The organism is Streptomyces sp. NPDC001108 (assembly GCF_053598535.1).
Window position 1 is genome coordinate 503,596 of the sequence record NZ_JBSFKL010000001.1, and the last position, 15,287, is coordinate 518,882.

A 15,287-nucleotide genomic window follows, 5' to 3' on the forward strand; every position below is an offset into this window, starting at 1 on the left:
AGGGGTTGACGGGTGGTGACATAGGCCACCCGGTCAGTTTTTGGCAAAGGGGGAATAGGCGGAAGGGGCGGTGCGCCACCGCGCACCGCCCCTTCCTTCGTCCTGCTCCGGGTCACGCTCAGACGTAGATGCCGTGCGAGGCCAGGTAGGCGATCGGGTCGATGTCCGAACCGTACTCGGGACCGGTGCGGACCTCGAAGTGGAGGTGCGGGCCGGTGACGTTGCCGGTGGCGCCCGAGAGGCCGACCTGCTGGCCGGCGCTCACGGACTGGCCCGCCGAGACGGAGAGGGAGGACAGGTGGCCGTACTGCGAGTAGTGGCCGTCGACGTGCTTGACGACGACCTGGTTGCCGTAGGCACCGCCCCAGCCGGCGGTGACGACGGTGCCGGAGGTGATGGCCTTGACGCCGGTGCCGGTGGAGACGGGGAAGTCGATGCCGGTGTGGCTGCCGCTGGACCAGTTGGAGCCGGAGGCCCGGTAATTGGTGGTGTGGCTGCCGGGGACCGGGTGGACGTAGCCGGAGCCGGTGTTCTCGGTGGCCGGGGCCTCCTTGGTGGCCGGGGCGGGGGCCGGGGCCTCCTTGGCGGCCGGGGCCGCCGGGGCGGGCTGCTCGGCGGCCGGGGCGGCCTTCGACGGCGTGGCCGCACCGGTGGGAGCGGTCGTACCGACGGCGGCGGCGAGGGTCAGCTTCATCCCGGGGAGGATCAGGCTGGGGTTCTTGCCGACGACCTCGCGGTTGTCCTGGTACAGCTTCTGCCAGCCGCCCGCGACGTGGTGCTCGGCCGCGATCTTCGACAGGTAGTCGCCGGGGACGACGGAGTACGTGGTGGGCGCGGACTGCGGGGCGGCCTTCGGCGCGGTGTGCGCGACGGGGGCCTGCTCCGGCGCGGCGGCCTGGTCGGCGGCGTGGGCGCCGGTGGCACCGAGCAGCGGCAGTGCGATGACGGCGCCACCGGTGCTGACCGCGGCGAAACCGCGAGCGATGGGGCCGATCTTGGGACGGCGGTGCTTACCCGTGATGGGCATGGCGTCTTTCCTCTCCGGCGCCTGCGAGGTGAGCTGTCGGGTTCGGGCTGGAGATGCCCGGCCGCACGGTGTGCGACTTCACCCCGAGCCGTCCGGATCTCTCCGGCCGGCGGCCTACCTGGTTCCCCCGCTCCTGCCACGCGATAAGTGGATGTGAATTCCGGTCGGCGGCAGGATTGGGCGGGCCGTCCGGAATGCGGTGACCGTAAGCGAGTCGGGACGGCGAAAACAAGCACCGGGTTCCCCGCCGGTATTCCTTTTCGGGAATTCGGTAGGGAATTCCGGTCACCCTCCGTGGATTACGGATCTTGTTGTTCCGCGCGGCGAACGGAATTCCCGTCCCGCCCGCCGCCACACACCGTCACGAATATGATCCCGCTCACGGGGCGCCGACCATCCCCCTTATAAGCGGGAGATGTTCGTAAAAAGTGCGCATTACGGACACGGCGGGGCGGTCAGTCCCGTCGCAGGCGCAGCACCTGCGCGTCGAGATCGCCCCGGAGGCCGGTGTGCAGCCCCCGGTGGAGCAGGACCGATCCGTGGTGGACCGCCCCGGTGTCCCGGCAGGTGTACGTGGCCGCGGGGTCGAGCCCGCGCAGCCGCAGGGCCGGCGGGCGCTCCCCGTACCGCTGGGCCTCCAGCCACATCAGCACCACGGTCTCCTCGCCGTGTACGTACTGGACGGCGCTGAGTCCGCCGCGCGGTTCGCGCAGCCGGTACAGCGCGCCCTGCTGCACCACGGGGCGGATCTCCTTGTAGAGATCCACCCAGCCACGCGCCTCGGCCAGCTCCTCCTCGCTCCATTCGGCGAGGTTCCCACCGATGCCGAGCACTCCGGCCATGGCGCTCACGAACCGGAAACGCAGCGAACTGACCCTGCCGTTGAGCTGCCGGTTCGGGCTGTCGGTGACCCAGGCGGCCATCACCCGGGCCGGGTGGAGGTGGCTGAACCCCTCCTGGATGGCGAGCCGGTCGAGCGGATCGGTGTTGTCGGAGGTCCACACCTGGTCGGTGCGGGAGAGGATGCCCAGGTCGATCCGGCCGCCGCCGCCCGAGCAGGACTCGAAGGCGACGTGGGGGTGCGCGGCCCTGAGCCGGTCGATCAGCGCGTACAGAGCGTCCACATGAGCGGTCCAGATCCGCTGCGGGTACTCCTCGCCGGGCCAGCCGGGGTCGGTGAAACAGCGGTTGAAGTCCCATTTCACGTAGTCGACGGGGGTGCCGGAGAGCAGTGCGTCGAGCTGCTCCCAGAGGTGCTCCCGGACATCGGGCCGGGCCAGATTGAGCACCAGCTGGTTGCGGTACTCGGTGCGGGTCCGGCCGGGGACGTGCTGGACCCAGTCGGGGTGCGCCCGGTAGAGGTCGCTGTCGGGGTTGACCATCTCCGGTTCGACCCAGATACCGAACCGCATGCCGAGTGCGTGCACCTCGTCGGCGAGCGGCTTCAGCCCGCCGGGGAACCGGTCCGGGTTCGGGGTCCAGTCGCCGAGCCCGGCCCGGTCGCTGGTCCGCCGCCCGAACCAGGCGTCGTCCACCACGAACAGCTCGACCCCCATGTCCGCGGCGCGCCGGGCCAGGGTCCGCTGCTGGTCCAGCGAGATGTCGAAGCCGGTCGCCTCCCAGGAGTTGTAGAGCACCGGCCGAAGGGTTCCGGCGTCCGGGATCACGTGGGCGAGCTGCCAGGCGTGCCAGGCCCGGCTGGCCCCGCCGAAACCCTGATCGCTCCAGAGCCCGGCGAAGACGGGCGTGGTGTAGGACTCCCCCGGGGCGAGCCGGAGCAGTCCGGACTCGTCGTGCCCCGCGCCGCCGGTGATCTGTACGAGGCCGTCGGGCAGCCGCTGCACGCAGATCCGCCAGGAGCCGGACCAGCCGAGCGCACAGCCGTAGACCTCGCCGCTCTCCTCGGTCGCCGCGCCGTCGGCGTCCAGCGCGGCCCACGGCAGGTACTGGTGGCCGGTGTGGCCGCGTCTGCTGGAGATGACGCTCTCGCCGTGGAGCAGCTCCGCGCGTTCGATCCGGGTCTCGGCCGACCAGCGGCCGTGCAGCCGGCTGATCCGCCAGCCGTCCCGGGCGGGCAGCGACCAGGCGGCCGCGTCGGCGCGCAGCAGTTCCAGCGGCGGGCCGTCCGGGCCGGTGTGGGCGACGGTGGCCCAGCGCTCCACGACGTCGGAGTCGCCCCGCATCCGGTAGTGCAGGGTGAGGCCGAGCCGGTGCACGGCGTCGGTGAAGCCGATCCGCAGTTCGTCGCCGTCGGTCTCGGCACCCCGGAAGGTCCACTCGGTGCCGCGGACGAGCGGGGTGCGGACCGAGAGGGCGGGGCGGACGAACCGGGGGCCGCCCTCGACCGGGTACTCCTCGTGGCCGTCGAGGGGGGATTCGAAGCTCCGGTGGGGGAGGTCGGGTGCGGCCGCCAGGGCCTCGGCGGCGGCGAGGCCGATCCTCGGTCCCCAGTGCAGATGGAGCAGCTCGTCCCGTTCGGTCAGTGCCAGTGCGTAACCGCTGTTCTCGCCGGTGAGCAGCCAGGTGCGGCCGGTACGGCCCGTCTCGATCATCGCGCCCCCATTTTCCGACAGTTCCGCACATCATCGGCTGGCGGGAGGGTGCGGGCAACGGTGCCTCGGGGGACGCGTCGGCTGGGCGGGCCGCCGGGCGGACCCGGGTTCGCCCGGGTATCGACAGCCAGGGCCCGAGATGGTTGCCTGAGGAATCGATGCCGTAGGGTCGCGGCAGTCGTGCCGCCGACGACCACGACGGCGCCGGACATTCCTGGAGTAACCGTGACGCAGCAGCTGCCGCAGACACCGTCGACGGAGCCCGAACTGGCGGGTGTCCGGAACTTCCGCGACGTGGGCGGCCTGCCCACCGTGGACGGCCGGCGGGTGCGGTACGGGCGGCTCTTCCGCAGCGGTCACCTGGCGCACGCCACCGCCGAGGACGCCGCCTTCCTGGGCGGCCTGGGGCTGCACACGGTCTTCGACTTCCGCAACTCCGCCGACCGCCGCCTCGACGGCGCGGACGTGGAGCTGCCGGGCGTGCGGAACGTGAGCATCCCGCTCTCCGACCCGGCCGACGGCGCGGAGTTCTGGCGCATGGTCCGGGACGGCGACATGGACCAGCTGCGGTCCGTCCTCGGCGACGGCAAGGGGGTGGACCGGATGGTCGCCTCGTACCGTTCGATCATCCGGGAGCGCACCGCCGAGCACGGCCGGGTGCTGCACGCCCTGGCCGAGGACAGCGTGCCCGCGCTGATGCACTGCGCGGCGGGCAAGGACCGGGCGGGGCTGTCGATCGCGGTGTCGCTGCTGGCCGTCGGGGTCGAGCGCGAGGCCATCGAGGCCGACTACCTCAAGTCCAACGACGCGCACCGCCGCTACCGGATACGCCGCAGCGACACCTCGCCCGCCGGGATGTCGGCCGAGGTCATGGAGTTGCTGAACCCGCTCTTCGGCGCCCGCGCCGAGTATCTCGCCGCCGCCTTCGACACCATCGAGGAGACCTGGGGCTCCACGGAGCGGTACTTCTCCGAGGGTCTCGGCCTCGCCCCCGAGACCCGTGAGCGGCTGCGCGACCGGCTCCTCGACCGGGCGTGACCGGGGCCGTTCAGCCCTTGCCGGCCACCTCGAACAGCAGGTAGAGGAAGGCGGCGACGACGTGACCGGCGACGAGATAGGCGATGAGCCGGATCACGATGCCGCGCGGGAACCGGGACTCCTGGGCCTCGTAGTGCTTGCTGGAACCGAGCGGGTCGTAGTTCTCGGAATCGGACATGACGGTCCTCTCTGGCGACCGGGAACCGGTCTCAGTGGTGGATGCCGCCGCCGAGGCACAGCTCGGCGGCGGGGCTCTGCAGCAGGGTGTGGACGAAGAGGAGCTCGGCGCCCTCCCGGCCGGTGGCCGTGATCCGGTGCGGGGTGAGGGAGTCGAAGTGCGCGCTGTCGCCGGGGGCGAGGTCGTGCACGGTGTCCCCGAGCCAGACGCGGAGGTGCCCGGACAGCACGTAGAGCCACTCCTCGCCGGGGTGGACCCGGACGAGTTCGCCCTGGGCGCCGGGCGGGACCCGGACGCGGAGGGCCTGCATGGCCCGGCCGGAGCCACCGGCCCGCCGGTACATCCAGCCGTCGGCCTCGGCCCCCTCGTACGCACCGCCCCGGATGACCGCGTCGCGCTCCGGGGGCATCTCGCCGAGGAGCTCGGAGACGGTCGTGCCGTAGATCCGGGCAAGGCCCAGGAGCATCGGCAGCGAGGGCTGACGGCGGCCCGTTTCGAGCCGGGAGAGATGGGCGGGCGAGAGCCCGGCCCGCTGCGCCGCGCTCTCCAGGGTGAGGCCACGACTCCTGCGCAGGTCGCGCAGGCGGGGCGCGACACCGGGCAGCTCCTCGGCCGCCCCTCCTTCGGGAGGATTCATGTACCCATTGGGCCAGGCGACCTGTCTCAGAGGCAAATTTCTTACCTCTGAGGCAAAAACTCTCAGCGGTTGGCCACCGCCTGCTTCACCAGTGTCCTCCCGAAGTCCCACATGAGCCCACCCCCACCGTGTGCGTCGTCCATCACCTCGGTGAAGGCCGCCACGAACCGGTCGACGTCCGCCTCGTCGATCACCAGCGGCGGGATCAGCTTGATCACCTCCAGGTGGTCGCCCGAGACCTGGGTGAGGATGCGGTGCTTCTGGAGCAGCGGCACCACGACCATCTGCGCGAAGAGCCCCTTGCGGGCCGCCTGGAGCATCGTCCAGCGGCTGCGCAGCTTCAGCGAGGACGGCCGGCCGAACTCGATGCCGATCATCAGCCCGCGCCCGCGCACCTCGTGCAGCAGCTCGTACCGGTCGACCAGGGCGGTCAGCCGCTCGCGCAGCAGGTCACCGGTGCGGCGCGCGTGGGCGACGGTCTCCTCGCCCTCCATCACCGCGAGCACCGCGAGCCCGGCGGCCATCGCCTGGGCGTTGGAGCCGAAGCTCGCGGAGTGCACCAGCACCCGGTCCATCGAGGAGTAGACGCGGCGGAAGATCCAGTCCTTGCCCAGGGTCGCGCCGACCGGCACGTAACCGCCGGAGAGCGCCTTGGCCACGCAGACGAGATCGGGCTCGACGCCCTCCTCGTGCTGGTACGCGTAGAAGTCGCCGGTGCGGCCGAGGCCGGTCTGCACCTCGTCGGCGATGAGCAGCGCCTTGTGCCGGTGGAGGAGCTCCTGCGCCTCGCGCAGGAAGCCGGGGGGCGCGGCGTGGACGCCCTTGCCCTGGATCGGCTCCACGACCAGCGCCGCCACGTCGCCACGGGCCAGCTCGCGCCGGAGCGCGTCGAGGTCGCCGAGCGCGATGGCGGTGTCGGGCAGCAGCGGTGCGAAGCCGTCCCGGAAGCCCTTCTCGCCGTTGACCGAGAGGGAGCCCGTCGTGAGCCCGTGGAAGGCGTGGGCGCAGTACAGGACGCGGGGTCTGCCGGTGGCGTAGCGGGCGAACTTCAGCGCCGTCTCGACCGCCTCGGTGCCGCTGTTGCCGAAGAAGACCCGGTCCAGGTGCGGGCTGTGCGTGAGCAGCCGCTCGGCCAGCAGTCCGGGCAGCGGCTGGCAGTCGAAGCGGGTCAGGTCGGCCAGCGAGGCGTCCAGCACGTCGTGCAGTGCCTTGCGGACGACGGGGTGGTGGCGCCCGAGGCCCATCACGCCGAAGCCGGCGAGCATGTCGAGGTAGTCGTTGCCCTCCGCGTCCCAGAAGTGTGCGCCCTCGGCCCGTTCGTAGACCTTGTCGAAGCCGATGGTGTGCAGCATCCGGGGCAGTTGGTGGTTGAGGTGCCGGGTGTGCAGCTCGTAGCGTTCGGCGCCGCGCTCGGCCAGCAGCCGTGTCAGGTCGAAGCCCTGGGGCCGGTCGTCCGTCATCGCCCGTTCTCCTCGTTCCTGGGGTCCTCGGTGGCGTCGTGGGGCCGCGCGGCGGCGAGGGCGGCGCCGGACCGGCGGCCCGGGGTGGTGGTCCCGGGCCGTCGGTCCGTCCACGGCCCCGTCGTCAGCGGTTCCCGGAGACCGTCTCGCGCGCCGCGCGCAGGGACTCCTTCAGCGACCCCATGGTGGCGAGCACCGCGGTGGGCTCGTAGCCGCAGTGCGCCATGCAGTTGTCGCAGCGCGGGTCCTTGCCCCGGCCGTACTTGTCCCAGTCGGTCTCCTCGATGAGCTGACGGTACGTCGGCACGTACCCGTCGCTCATCAGGTAGCAGGGCCGCTGCCAGCCGAACAGCGAGTAGTTCGGAATGGCCCAGGCCGTGCACGGGAAGTCCGCCTTGCCCTCCAGGAAGTCCAGGAAGAGCGGCGAGTGGTTCAGCCGCCAGCGGGACCGGTTGCCGCCCGCGAACGCCTTCCTGAAGAGTTCACGGGTCTGCTCCACGCCCAGGAAGTGGTCCTGGACGGGCGCCTTCTCGTAGGCGTAGGCGGGCGAGATCATCATTTCGTCGACCTTGAGGTCGTCGTTGAGGTAATTGAGGACCTCGATGATGGTCTGCGGGGTGTCGGTGTTGAAGAAGGTGGAGTTCGTGGTGACCCGGAAGCCGCGCCGCTTGGCCTCCTTGATCGCCGCCACCGCCTCGTCGAAAACACCTTCCTTGGCCACGGATTCGTCGTGACGTTCGCGCAGCCCGTCGATGTGCACGGCAAAGGCGAAATACGGCGAGGGAGTGAATTTCTCCATCTTCTTCCGCATCAGCATCGCGTTGGTGCACAGGAAGACGTACTTCCTGCGCGCGACGAGCTGCCGGACGATCTCGTCGATCTGCGGGTGCATCAGCGGTTCGCCACCCGCGATGGAGACCATCGGGGCCCCCGACTCGAGCACCGCGCCCACGGCCTGCGCCACCGGCATGCGCTGTTTGAGCACGCCCGCGGGGTGCTGGATCTTCCCGCAGCCCTCGCAGGCGAGATTGCAGGCGAACAGGGGTTCCAGTTCCACAATGAGCGGGAACTTGTCCCGCTTACGAATCTTCTGTTCGATGAGATACGTAGCAACCTTGATGGACTGACGGAGCGGCATGGCCATCTGGCTCACCTCCTGGGGAGCAGCAAGGATCGGTGCCATTCGTAGAAAGCAGGCAGGACGGCACGGAGGACACGGAAAGCCGATATTCCACCGCGTATCGTCCCGATGCGCACGAGCTCATGCTCCGGAGCATCCACGACCACCCGTACGGCGGCAACCGGGCGTGGCCCGGAGCGCAGGGCGGTGCGCAGGGTGGCGGCGGACTCCATGTCCACCGCGATCGCCCCGGTGGCGCGCAGACCGGCCCGCTCATGTCCGCGTACGACATGGTCGGAGCCGGCCAGCGGACCGGTGTGGACGGTGCGACCGGGCACCGCCCTGGCCAGGGCCTCGACCAGCAGGCCCGTGCCGGTGCAGGCCGTCGGCTGCCCGGCCTCCCGGGTCTCGTCGGCGACCACCAGGTCCCCGGGCCGCATCCCGGGCCGCAGCCCGGCGCAGAACCCGGAGGCCAGGACCGCCGTCCCGGCCGCCCCGGCCCGGCCGAGCGCCCGTGCGACGGCCGCCTCGGCCGCCTCGGGGCCCATGCCGGTACGGAGCACGGTGACCGGGCCGGGGGCGTCGCCCGCCCCGGCCCGGCCGCGGCTCAGGGCGAACCGCTCGATGCCGAGCGCACAGGCGATCAGCAGCGGAGCGGCGGGGGCGAGCACCCTCGGCCCGTCGGCCATCAGGCCCCCTTCGGGACGGCCAGGCGGTCGGCGAAGGGTTCGCCGTGCACGTACCGTCCGAGCGCGGTGAGCGGGAAGACCTGGCGGTAGAGGTGGTAGTTGATGGAGAAGTCCCACGGGAAGCCGGTGCCGGTGAAGTACGGCTCGTCCCAGGACCCGTCCGCCCGCTGGGTCTCACAGAGCCAGCGGACGCCCCGCCGTACGGCCTCGCCGTCGCGCTCCCCCGCCGCCAGCAGCGCCAGCAGCGCCCAGGCCGTCTGGGAGGCGGTCGAGGCGCCGTGGCCGATCCACTTCTCCTCCTGGTAGGAGCGCAGGTCCTCGCCCCAGCCGCCGTCGTCGTTCTGCACGGACTCCAGCCAGCCGACCGCGCGCCGGATCGCCGGGTGCGTTCCCGGGAGTCCGGCGGCCACCAGCGCGGGGACCACCGACCCCGTGCCGTACACGTAGTTGACGCCCCAGCGGCCGAACCAGGCGCCGCTCTCCTCCTGTTCGGACAGGAGCCACCGGATGCCGCGCCGGGTGGCGGGGTGACCGGAGCGCCCCTCGACGGCGAGCATCTCCACCACGTGTCCGGTGACGTCGGCGGACGGCGGGTCGACGACCTCGCCGAAGTCGCAGAACGGCAGGCGGTTGGGGAACGGGCTGGTGTTGTCCGCGTCGAAGGCGCCCCAGGCGCCGTTGCGGGACTGCATGCCGACGCTCCAGCGCACGCCGCGCCGGATCGCGGCCTCGACCCTCGCCGGATCGGGGTGGCGGACCCGGCGCAGCGCGAGGACCACCTCGGCGGTGTCGTCGATGTCCGGGTAGTTGTCGTTGTGGAACTCGAAGGCCCAGCCGCCCGGTTCGAGCCGGGGGCGGCGCACGGTCCAGTCACCGGGCCGGACGATCTCCTCGTCGAGCATCCAGTCCGCGGCCCGCACCAGGGCCGGGTGGTCGGCGCGGACCCCGGCGTCGGCGAGCGCGATGGTGGCGAGGCAGGTGTCCCACACCGGCGACTGGCACGCCTCGATCATCCGGGAGCCGTCCTCGCGCCACACCGCGAACCGGTCGAGCGATTCGAGCCCGGCGCGCATCACCGGGTGGCCGAGGTCGTAGCCCATCAGGTGCAGGGCGATGACGGAGTAGACGGCCGGGGGCTGGATGCCGCCCCAGCAGCCGTCGTTCTCCTGGCGCTCGATGATCCAGCGGACCGCTGTGTTCATCGCGGCCCGGCGCAGTCCGCGCGGGGCGATCCGGCGGTAGAGGTGCAGCGCCTTGTCCAGGCGCTGGAAGACGCCGTCCCAGCTGGTGGCCGGCGCGGGGCGGCGGGGCGGGGCGGGGTTGCGGGCGTCGGTGTGCAGTTCGTCGAGCGGGAAGGGGGCCGGGCGGACCGGCCGCTTCGCCGAGACGATGGTGAGCGGCACGATGGTCTGGCGGGCCCAGCAGCCGAAGTCGTAGATGTTGAGCGGCGCCCACGTCGGGAAGAACATCAGCTCGGGCGGGAGTTCGGGGAGGTCGTCCCATTTCCACCAGCCGAAGAGGGCCAGCCAGATCCGGGTGAAGACCCTGGAGGCGGCGATCCCGCCCTGTTCCCGGATCCAGGCCGAGGCGCGGGACATGTGCGGTTCGTCCGGCCGGTCCCCGGCCAGCCGCAGGGCCACGTACGCCTCGATGGTGGCGGAGAGGTCGCCGGGCCCTTCGTGGAAGGTGGCCCAGGTGCCGTCCCCGAGCTGTTCGCCACGGATGAAGAGGGCGGCGGCCCGTACCGTGTCGGGGTCCTGGATGCCGAGGAACTGGCGGAGCAGCAGGTCCTCCGCGTCCATCGTGACGTTGGTGGCGAGGTCGCCCTTCCACCAGCCCTGCTCGTCCTGCCGGCCGAGGAGGTGCTCCACCGAGCGCTCCGCGGCCTGCCGCGCGGCGTCGAACACGCCGTCCGCGGTGGTTGTGTCGGTCGGTTCACTGGCCGAGGCCGCCCGGGAGTTCACGGCCCCGGTGCTTCCGTCGGTCGTCGCTGTCATGGCTTCCCCTTCGTGCAGTAGGTCCTCTGCTGTGCTGGGGTCTCCGTCGGCCGGTGCCTGTCAGGGCACCGGCCGGCGACTGCGAGTCATATGGACCAGATGGTCATCATCTCTTTCGTACGACGACGAAGTCCGCGAGCGCCGTGAGCTGCGCCCGCACGGTCTGCGGCATGTCGACGCGGTGCAGCGCCTCGATGGCGACCGCATGCTGCCGACGGGCCTCCTGGGCGGTCCAGTCGCGGCCGCCCGCCTCCTCGATGAGCGCCGCGCGGGCGGCGAACTCCTCTTCGGAGAAGCTGTCGAAATCGCTGCTCTTGGCGTCGGCGGCGAGCAGTTCGCCCAGCCGCTCCGACGCCGGACCGCCCGCGGCCAGCGCGGCGACGACCGGCAGCGACTTCTTGCGCTGGCGCAGGTCGCTCCAGGTCTGCTTGCCGGTCGACTCGGGGTCGCCCCAGATGCCGAGCAGGTCGTCGACGGCCTGGAAGGCGAGACCGAGGTGGTAGCCGTACGCCTCCAGGGTGTCGGCGGTGTGGTCGTCGGCGCCGCCGAGCACCGCGCCGATCGAGCAGGCGCAGGCGAGCAGGGCGCCGGTCTTGTTGCCCTCCATCTCCAGGCACTCCTCGACGGTGACCCGCTCGCGGTGCTCGTACGAGATGTCCTGGGCCTGGCCGTCGATGAGCTTGCGGCTGGCCGTGGTCAGCCGGCGGGTGGCGCGGCCCGCCTCCACGGTGCCGAGCTCCAGCAGGACCTCGCTCGCCAGGGCGAAGAGCGCGTCGCCGACCAGGATGGCCTGGGCGGGGCCGTGGACCTTCCAGACCGTGTCGCGGTGGCGGCGCTGTTCGTCGCCGTCCATCAGGTCGTCGTGCAGCAACGAGAAGTTGTGCACCAGTTCGACGGCGACGGCGCCGGGGACGCCCGCCTCGGGGGCGGCACCGGCGGCCTCCGCGGACAGCAGGGCGAGGGCCGGGCGGACGGCCTTTCCGCCGTCGCCGTCCGCGGGCCGCCCGTGGGCGTCGATCCAGCCGAAGTGATAGGCGGCGACGGTGTCCATGGGCGGTGCGAGCCGGTCGACGGCGGCCCGGAGCACCGGAGCGGAAAGGGCTCGTCCACGCTCCAGAAGCGCGGTGACATCCGTGGTGTCGGCCACGGTGTCGGAAGCCGTATTCGCCGGGGTCACTGACTCTCCTCTTGTTCCGGTGGTACTGCTCATGCCGCCTCCTGCAGCGGATGTTCATGGGTGCGGCCGAGCGCCCGGAGCGCGACGTCCGCCGCGCTGGATCCGCTGCGGACGGCGCCCTCCATCGTGGCGGGCCAGCCGGTGGCCGTCCACGCCCCGGCCAGGCCGAGGCCGGGCAGCCGGGTGCGGGCGCCCGGTCGCAGCCGGCCCACGCCCGGGGTGGGGGCGAAGGTCGCCGTACGCTCCCGGGTGACGAAGAAGTCCCGGATGCCGGCCCCGCGGGCGGCGGGCAGCAGCCGCTCCAGCTCGGGCAGGTAGCGGGCGCGCAGCTCGGCGACGGGCAGGTCGATCTCGTCGCCCGCGGCGGACTGGGAGACCGCGAGGTACTGACCGGGGCCGGTGAGCCCGGAGGCGTCCGTACGGTCGAAGACCCACTGGACCGGGGAGCCGAGCGCGGTGAAGAACGGGCGGCGCAGCACCTTGCGGTCGTAGACGACGTGCACGTTGAGGATCGGCGAGGTGCCGATGGCGAGCAGCCGGTCGGGGTCGTCGAGCGCGCCCTCGGGGAGCAGGCCGTGCGCCTCGCGCTGCGGGACGGCGAGGACGACGGTGTCCGCCTCGATGTGTTCGCCACCGATCAGCACCGTCCACCGGCCTTCCGCCGTGCGGGTGAGGCCGGTGGCCCTGGTCCGCAGTTCGGTGCGGACCCCGGCGGCGTCGAGGGCCTTTCGCGCCAGCGTGTCGTGCACCTCGCCCAGCGGTACGCGGGGCAGGCCGATGTCGGCGGCGCCGGGCTCGGAGAGGAGGCCGGTCTTGAAGACCTTCGCGGCGAGCGCCAGCGAGGATTCGGGGGCGGTGGCGTTGAGCGTGGCGACGCCGACCAGGTCCCACAGGGCCTCGACGGTGCGCGGCGACTGGCCGTGCCGGGCGAGCCAGCTGCCGAAGTCGACGGTGTCGAGGGCGGGGTCGTCCAGGTCGAGCCGGCCGAGCGCCAGCGCGGCGCGTCCGACGCTCGCCCGCTCGGCGAGCGAGAGGTGCGGGTAGCCGGCCAGCCCGGCGGCCAGGTGGAAGGGGACCGGCAGGCCGTTGCGGCGCAGCCGGCCGAGCCGGGGGCCCGAGGGGCGGCCGACGTCGAGCACGGGTACGTCCAGCCGGTCCTGGAGCGGCGCGAGGTGGGCGCCGCCGACCCGGTCGAGGAACCAGCGGTAGGCGGTGCAGCAGCGCAGATAGACGTGCTGCCCGTTGTCGATCGTCAGTTCGCCGCGCCGGAAGGAGAAGGCGAGGCCGCCGAGCCGGGGCCGCCCTTCGAGCAGGGTCACGTCAAGCCCGGCGTCAGCGAGGCGCAGGGCCGCGGTGATACCGGCGAGCCCGCCGCCGACCACGACCGCGCGGGCGGTCGCCGGTGCGTCGTGCGTCATGCCTTCTCCTTCCGCCGGGTCACTTCAGTCAGGGACGCGCCGTCGCGGCACGGGGTTGATCGTCGGCACGACCGGTTCTCCGTGATGCACATGGTGCGCGAGATGTCCTCACGGCGCATCAGACGCGCCCCCTGGCGGTGCGCCGGGAGACGTGCCGGGCGTCGAGGCCCGACAGTCCGCGGACGGCGACGTACGCCTTCTCGTGTCCCGGCAGCGAGACCCGACCGCGCAGCACGGCCGCGGGGTCGCGCTCGATCCGGTCCAGCAGCCGCCGGTAGATGCCCGCCATGGCCGCCACGCAGGCCCCGCTGCGCCGGTCCAGCATGGGCAGCAGCCGGTACCCCTCGGCGAACAGGGCGCGGGCCCGGCGCACCTCGAAGTGGACCAGCCCCGCGAAGTCGGAACCGGGCGGGGGCACGGAGCCGTGGAAGCCGGCCGAGCAGCCGAACTTGGCGAGGTCGTCGGCGGGCAGGTAGGTGCGCCCGTTGCCCGCGTCCTCGCGGACGTCGCGCAGGATGTTGGTGAGCTGGAGCGCGAGGCCGAGGGTGTCGGCGTACTCCGCGGCCCGTTCGGCGCCGGGCGCGCCGGGTTCGGTCCCGAAGACGCCCAGGCTGAGGCGGCCGATGGCGCCCGCGACGCAGCGGCAGTAGACCTTGAGGTCGTCCCAGGTCTCGTAGGTCGCTCCGCGCACGTCCATCAGCACGCCGTCGATGAGCTCGTCGAGCCCGCCGAGCGGCAGCGGGAAGCGGCGCGCGGCGTCGGCGAGCGCGACGGCCACCGGGTCGGTGTCGTCCTCGTCGACCGCTCCGTCGCGGATCCGGTCCAGGACCGTGCGGGTGTTCTCCAGCCGGACCCGCTTGGTCTCCGGGTCGAGCGCGCCGTCGCCGATGTCGTCGACCCGGCGGGAGAAGGCGTACAGCGCCGACATGGCCTGCCGCTTCTCGGTCGGCAGCAGCCTGATCCCGTAGGCGAAGTTACGCGCCTGCTGTCCGGTGACCGCCTCGCAGTAACTGTATGCGGCCTGTACCGGTGCCGACATGTACGTCGTCTGTCCCTCCACGGTCCGGCTCACCCCTCTCCACGCGCTTCTCGCAAGACAACTCCCACTTCGCGCAGCCGTCCGGGCTTGCTGGGCTTGGGCGGTCCGGGCAGTACGTCGAACCCGGCGGCCGTGATCGCGGCCAGGGCGGCGGTCCCGCCCGCCACGAATCCGGCGAGCAGGAGCTTGAGCCTGCCGTCGACGCTGGCCACGAGGGGGATGCCCTCGTCCAGCAGGGCGCGGGCGCGTTCGGCTTCGTACGCGATCAGCGAGCGGACCGCCGCCCCCGCCGAGGGGGCGGCGAGGTCGGCCTCGGTGACATGGAACCGCGCCATGTCGTCCGCGGGCAGGTAGATCCGGTCGCGGCCGAGGTCCTCGGCGACGTCCTGGAGGTGTTCGACGATCTGGAGTCCGGTGCAGACGGCGTCGGAGCGGCGGACGCGCTCGGGGCTGGCGGTGCCGGTGATCTGGAGGACGAGCCGGCCCACGGGGTTGGCGGACAGCTCGCAGTAGGCCAGGAGTTCCTCGTAGGTCCCGTAGCGGCGGACCTTCTGGTCCTGCCGGTTCGCCTCCAGGAGGCCGAGGAAGGGCTCCGGGGTGAGGGCGCGGCGCCGCACGGTGGGGAGCAGCCCGCGCAGCAGGGGGTGGCGGGGTGCGTCGCCGGAGGTGTCGAAGACCCTGCGCAGGTCGGTCTCCAGGGCGTCGAGCAGGGCGAGCCGGTCCACGGCCGCCTCCGGATCGAGGCCGAGATGACGGGCGTCCGCGCCGCCGGGCGCCAGGTCGCCGTCGCCGATGTCGTCGACGAGGCGGGCGTAGCCGTAGACGGCCATCAGGTCGTCCCGCCAGGCCCGGGGCAGGAAGAAGGGGGCTACGGGGAAGTTCTCGTGCGCGGCCTTGTCGAGCGTGCCGGCCACCGCTTCGTCGACGTGCGTCGGGGTCACCGGTCGCCGCCCGG

At 72.4% G+C, this 15,287-nt stretch carries 13 protein-coding genes and 1 riboswitch; of the genes, 1 reads left to right on the forward strand and 12 read right to left on the reverse strand.

Going from position 1 to position 15,287, the window contains the following annotated elements; genetic code table 11:
- Positions 1–118 precede the first annotated feature (118 nt).
- Together ACWC97_RS02210 and ACWC97_RS02215 are read right to left on the reverse strand one after the other, a co-directional pair.
- Positions 119–1,027: a M23 family metallopeptidase gene (locus ACWC97_RS02210; RefSeq protein WP_450646889.1), complete on the reverse strand. Its 909-nt coding sequence runs from the start codon at positions 1,025–1,027 to the stop codon at positions 119–121.
- A gap of 3 nt (positions 1,028–1,030) precedes the next feature.
- Positions 1,031–1,187, reverse strand: a riboswitch (cyclic di-AMP (ydaO/yuaA leader).
- Positions 1,188–1,482: 295 nt separating this feature from the next.
- The gene (locus ACWC97_RS02215) at positions 1,483–3,579 is read right to left on the reverse strand and encodes an alpha-galactosidase (protein ID WP_450646891.1); all 2,097 of its coding nucleotides are present in this window, start codon (positions 3,577–3,579) and stop codon (positions 1,483–1,485) included.
- 225 nt (positions 3,580–3,804) lie between these two features.
- Between ACWC97_RS02215 and ACWC97_RS02220 the strand changes: the two genes are divergently transcribed.
- On the forward strand, positions 3,805–4,617 hold the full coding sequence (locus tag ACWC97_RS02220; protein WP_450646893.1) for a tyrosine-protein phosphatase: 813 nt from the start codon (positions 3,805–3,807) through the stop codon (positions 4,615–4,617).
- Positions 4,618–4,627: 10 nt separating this feature from the next.
- Here the strand turns inward: ACWC97_RS02220 and ACWC97_RS02225 are convergent, their stop codons facing one another.
- The 10 genes from ACWC97_RS02225 to hpnC form a co-directional block, all read right to left on the reverse strand.
- Entirely contained in the window at positions 4,628–4,795 is a 168-nt protein-coding gene (locus tag ACWC97_RS02225; RefSeq protein ID WP_352274680.1) for a DUF6126 family protein, read from the reverse strand.
- Between the two features lie 31 nt (positions 4,796–4,826).
- Positions 4,827–5,432 carry a helix-turn-helix domain-containing protein gene (locus ACWC97_RS02230; RefSeq protein ID WP_352274681.1) on the reverse strand — a complete coding sequence of 202 codons (606 nt, stop codon included), beginning with the start codon at positions 5,430–5,432 and terminating at the stop codon, positions 4,827–4,829.
- A 62-nt stretch (positions 5,433–5,494) separates the two neighbouring features.
- Positions 5,495–6,892, reverse strand: a complete 1,398-nt coding sequence (locus tag ACWC97_RS02235; RefSeq protein WP_450646895.1) for an aspartate aminotransferase family protein — start codon at positions 6,890–6,892, stop codon at positions 5,495–5,497.
- A gap of 124 nt (positions 6,893–7,016) precedes the next feature.
- On the reverse strand, positions 7,017–8,036 hold the full coding sequence (gene hpnH / locus ACWC97_RS02240) for an adenosyl-hopene transferase HpnH (protein WP_352274683.1): 1,020 nt from the start codon (positions 8,034–8,036) through the stop codon (positions 7,017–7,019).
- A 5-nt stretch (positions 8,037–8,041) separates the two neighbouring features.
- A complete protein-coding gene (locus ACWC97_RS02245) occupies positions 8,042–8,701 on the reverse strand; it encodes a phosphorylase family protein (protein WP_352274684.1) in 660 nt (219 codons plus the stop codon).
- Entirely contained in the window at positions 8,701–10,698 is a 1,998-nt protein-coding gene (gene shc / locus ACWC97_RS02250; RefSeq protein ID WP_352274685.1) for a squalene--hopene cyclase, read from the reverse strand. The genes ACWC97_RS02245 and shc overlap by 1 nt, the downstream gene beginning before the upstream one ends.
- A gap of 106 nt (positions 10,699–10,804) precedes the next feature.
- Entirely contained in the window at positions 10,805–11,908 is a 1,104-nt protein-coding gene (locus tag ACWC97_RS02255; protein ID WP_352274686.1) for a polyprenyl synthetase family protein, read from the reverse strand.
- Positions 11,905–13,293 carry a hydroxysqualene dehydroxylase HpnE gene (gene hpnE, locus ACWC97_RS02260; RefSeq protein ID WP_352274687.1) on the reverse strand — a complete coding sequence of 463 codons (1,389 nt, stop codon included), beginning with the start codon at positions 13,291–13,293 and terminating at the stop codon, positions 11,905–11,907. Before hpnE ends, ACWC97_RS02255 begins: the two co-directional genes overlap by 4 nt.
- A gap of 118 nt (positions 13,294–13,411) precedes the next feature.
- Positions 13,412–14,332, reverse strand: coding sequence for a presqualene diphosphate synthase HpnD (gene hpnD / locus ACWC97_RS02265; protein ID WP_450646899.1), 921 nt, complete (start codon positions 14,330–14,332; stop codon positions 13,412–13,414).
- Positions 14,333–14,361: 29 nt separating this feature from the next.
- Complete coding sequence (hpnC, locus tag ACWC97_RS02270) at positions 14,362–15,273, reverse strand: squalene synthase HpnC (protein ID WP_450646901.1); 912 nt, start codon at positions 15,271–15,273, stop codon at positions 14,362–14,364.
- Between the last annotated feature and the right edge of the window lie 14 nt (positions 15,274–15,287).

Coding starts and splice junctions, on each gene's coding strand:
- shc (WP_352274685.1), bottom strand. CDS start 10,698: ATGACAGCGACGACCGACGGAAGCACCGGGGCCGTGAACTCCCGGGCG.
- ACWC97_RS02225 (WP_352274680.1), bottom strand. CDS start 4,795: ATGTCCGATTCCGAGAACTACGACCCGCTCGGTTCCAGCAAGCACTAC.
- ACWC97_RS02255 (WP_352274686.1), bottom strand. CDS start 11,908: ATGAGCAGTACCACCGGAACAAGAGGAGAGTCAGTGACCCCGGCGAAT.
- ACWC97_RS02215 (WP_450646891.1), bottom strand. CDS start 3,579: ATGATCGAGACGGGCCGTACCGGCCGCACCTGGCTGCTCACCGGCGAG.
- hpnD (WP_450646899.1), bottom strand. CDS start 14,332: ATGTCGGCACCGGTACAGGCCGCATACAGTTACTGCGAGGCGGTCACC.
- ACWC97_RS02230 (WP_352274681.1), bottom strand. CDS start 5,432: ATGAATCCTCCCGAAGGAGGGGCGGCCGAGGAGCTGCCCGGTGTCGCG.
- ACWC97_RS02245 (WP_352274684.1), bottom strand. CDS start 8,701: ATGGCCGACGGGCCGAGGGTGCTCGCCCCCGCCGCTCCGCTGCTGATC.
- ACWC97_RS02235 (WP_450646895.1), bottom strand. CDS start 6,892: ATGACGGACGACCGGCCCCAGGGCTTCGACCTGACACGGCTGCTGGCC.
- hpnH (WP_352274683.1), bottom strand. CDS start 8,036: ATGGCCATGCCGCTCCGTCAGTCCATCAAGGTTGCTACGTATCTCATC.
- hpnE (WP_352274687.1), bottom strand. CDS start 13,293: ATGACGCACGACGCACCGGCGACCGCCCGCGCGGTCGTGGTCGGCGGC.
- ACWC97_RS02210 (WP_450646889.1), bottom strand. CDS start 1,027: ATGCCCATCACGGGTAAGCACCGCCGTCCCAAGATCGGCCCCATCGCT.